Raw genomic sequence first — 3,182 nt, 5'->3', positions numbered from 1 at the left:
TGGGGGTACTGCTCTCCAAAACCCAAACGGCATCTATTGGCGCTCCCTTTTTGTGCAACCATGACTCTGGCTAATGCAAATTCTCTGGGTTCTCCGGATCGCTCTGCAGCAGGTTGGCAGAGAGGTTTGAACGGCCTGATGTTCCTGCTGCTGGCGGGAGTTCCTCTATCTTGGGTGGGGCACTTCCGAGGCTGGGATCCCAATCTGGTCTTCCTCTGTGCCGCCTTGGCGGTGGTGGCCTTGGCCAAGTTTATGGGTCAAGCCACCGAGGAGATTGCCGCCTTGACCGGGCCGACCATAGGGGGGTTGATCAACGCCACTTTTGGCAATGCGGCAGAATTGATCATCGGCTTGGTGGCGCTGCGGGCGGGGCTGGTGGAGGTGGTGAAAGCCTCGATCACCGGCTCGATCATCAGCAACCTGCTGCTGGTGGCCGGGCTGGCCATGTTTTTGGGCGGCATTAAGTTTCGCGAGCAGAGCTTTCGGCCCGAAGTGGCCCGCATGAATGCCTCGGTGATGAACCTGGCGGTGGTGGCCTTGATCTTGCCCAGTGTGGTCACCTATGCCGATGCCAACTTGGGAGCGCTCTCCATCCAAGAGCTGTCCACGGCGGTGGCTCTGGTGCTGATCGGGGTTTACGGCCTCACCTTGCTGTTTTCCCTCAAAACCCACAGTTACCTCTACGCTCTTCACGAGGCCGCAGCCGCAGAGAATGAGGCGGCCAATCGCCTGGCCCCCAATCCGGTTTTGCAGGCGGAGGGCTCCATTCCCCAAGTGTTGACGGCCCCGCCCGAGCAGCCTGGGCTATGGCCTTGGGTGTTGGCCCTTTTGGGGTTGACGGTGTTGGTGGCACTGGAGTCGGAACTGTTGGTGAGCACCTTGGAGCACACTCTGGAGCATTGGCACATTACCTCGCTGTTTATGGGGGTGATCTTGCTGCCGATCATCGGCAATGCGGCCGAACATGCGACGGCAATTACGGTGGCCATGAAAGACAAGATGGATCTCTCCTTCTCAGTATCTCTGGGCTCGACGATGCAAATTGCCCTGTTCGTGGCGCCCCTGCTGGTCCTGGCCGGTGACCTGCTGGGCCAGCCGATGAACTTTAACTTCGGCATGGTGGAGCTGGTGGCGATCGCCGTCTCGGTGTTGCTGGTCAACTCCGTCAGCAGCGACGGGCGCTCCAACTGGCTGGAGGGGCTGTTGCTCTTGGCCACCTATGCCATTCTCGGCATTGCTTTCTTCTTCTTAGATTGATGGAAGAACTTTAGCATCGGCTCATGCCGCACAATCTGCAAGCTTCAAGTAGATCGAGGCGGGGAACAGCGGGATCCCTGCTTTGGCCGCTCCTTTTTTTCGGCACTTCCCTCGCCCTATCCCCGGCCATCGAGCCGGCATGGGGTCAGGAAACTTCTCAAAACAACGGCACCGCCTCCAACCTGCCTTTGCTCAACCGCTTGGATGCCCTGGAAGAGCTGCGGCAGGCGCTCAGCCTGCCCACCACCTCCATCCAAACGGAGGCCGTGACGCTGGATGGGCGGCGGCTGTTTTTGGTCGCCGCGCTGCAGGGGGATCCCGGCAGCGTGCCGCCGGTGTCGCAGCGGGCCCGCTCCATCGAACAAACCCTGCGCCAGTTGGCCCAGTCGGGCCTTGACCCGGAAACACTGCGGGTGGAGGTCGTCCTCGACAGCCAAACCAATCAGCCGGTGATCCGGGTGAATGGACGCCATTTGATGACCATCACCTCTCTGGATGCTCAGCTTCAGGGCAGCCAGCCGATGGATTGGGCCGAACAGGTGGCGGGCATTGTCGAGGAGGCCCTGCGCACCTGGCAGCGGGAGCGACAGCCCCAGTTTTTGCGCCGCCAAGCCCTGATAGCCCTCGCCATTCTGGCAGCAGCGGCAAGCCTGAGCCGGCTTTGTCAACGAGAACGACGACGGCTGCAGCAAAAACGCGATGCCCTGCAGGCGGAGTACCAGGCCATCCAAGCAGAGGTGCAGGAGCGCCTCCAGGGGGAGCCGGGCGAGGATCCCGTCTTGGTCGAACAACAGGCAGGGCGCAAACGGCAGGCATCCTATTTGGAGCTGCACATTCGTCTGCTGCGCCTGGTGCAGGTTGGCCTGTGGACGGGCGGCGTTGGGGTGAGTTTGGGCCTTTTCCCCCAAACACGACCCTTGCAAACGTTTCTCCTGGTCTCGCTGCGCGGCCCTCTGCTGCGCTTGGCAGGGGTGGGCCTGGCGACCTATGGCAGTGTTTGGCTGAGCAGCCTGCTGCTGGACGGCCTCTTCGCCGCCTTGCGCCAGGAGCAGTGGCAAAATGCCCCCACCTATCGCCTCAGCAAACGCCTCAGCACCTTTGCCGGTGTCTCCAAAGGAGTGACAGCCACCGCGCTGGTTTTGCTGGGATCCCTGGTCGGCTTGGCCTCGGTGGGGGTGAATATCGGCCCTTTGGTGGCCAGCCTGGGCTTTATCGGGCTGGGGATTTCCCTGGCTGCCCAGGATTTGATCAAAGACGTGATCAACGGGCTGTTGATTTTGCTGGAAGACCAATTTGCCGAAGGAGATGTGATCGTGGTGGATGGGCGGAGCGGCCTGGTGGAACATATGGATCTGCGGCTAACCCAGTTGCGCAACACCGAAGGCAGCCTGATCTCCATTCCCAACAGCGCCATTCGGGTGGTGGAGAACCTCTCCAACGGCTGGTCGCGGGTGGATTTGGGGATCGTGATCGCCTACGAAAACGACCTGGAACAGGCCATCCGCATCACCGAGCAGGTGGCGCTCCAGATGTACCGGGAGCCGGCTTGGCGGGACAAGATCCTCGAGCCCCCCGAGATGCACGGCGTCGATGACCTGGGGGAGCGGGGGATCACCCTGCGCATCTGGATCAAAGTGCAGCCCCTACAGCAGTGGCGGGTGGCGCGGGAATATCGCCGTCGCCTCAAGCATGCCTTCGACCAAGCCGGGATCCGGATTCCGTTTCCGCAGCAAACCCTCTGGTTCCACAGCCCCTTGGAGATGCGCATCCAGGGCCTCAGCCCAGAGGAGACCCACCGCCTGCTGCGCCTGATGGAGTCGCGGCTGGAGGCCCGTCCGCGGGAAAGGGATCTTGATCCAGAAGACCTCACAGACCAGGTTCCTGCCGAGGGTCTTCATCGCCCTTAGCCGCCCGGCTGGCCTGCA

2 protein-coding genes are annotated in these 3,182 nt (G+C 61.7%); both read left to right on the top strand.

Going from position 1 to position 3,182, the window contains the following annotated elements:
* Positions 1 to 138 precede the first annotated feature (138 nt).
* The gene (gene cax, locus NW857_RS03285; protein ID WP_414333372.1) at positions 139 to 1,257 is read left to right on the top strand and encodes a calcium/proton exchanger; all 1,119 of its coding nucleotides are present in this window, start codon (positions 139 to 141) and stop codon (positions 1,255 to 1,257) included.
* Positions 1,258 to 1,280: 23 nt separating this feature from the next.
* Positions 1,281 to 3,164, top strand: coding sequence for a mechanosensitive ion channel family protein (locus tag NW857_RS03280; RefSeq protein ID WP_414347406.1), 1,884 nt, complete (start codon positions 1,281 to 1,283; stop codon positions 3,162 to 3,164).
* Positions 3,165 to 3,182: the final 18 nt, after the last annotated feature.

This window comes from Synechococcus sp. H55.9, from assembly GCF_047462355.1.
Taxonomy (GTDB): Bacteria; Cyanobacteriota; Cyanobacteriia; order Thermostichales; family Thermostichaceae; genus Thermostichus.
This window is presented reverse-complemented; position numbering and strand designations above follow the sequence as displayed.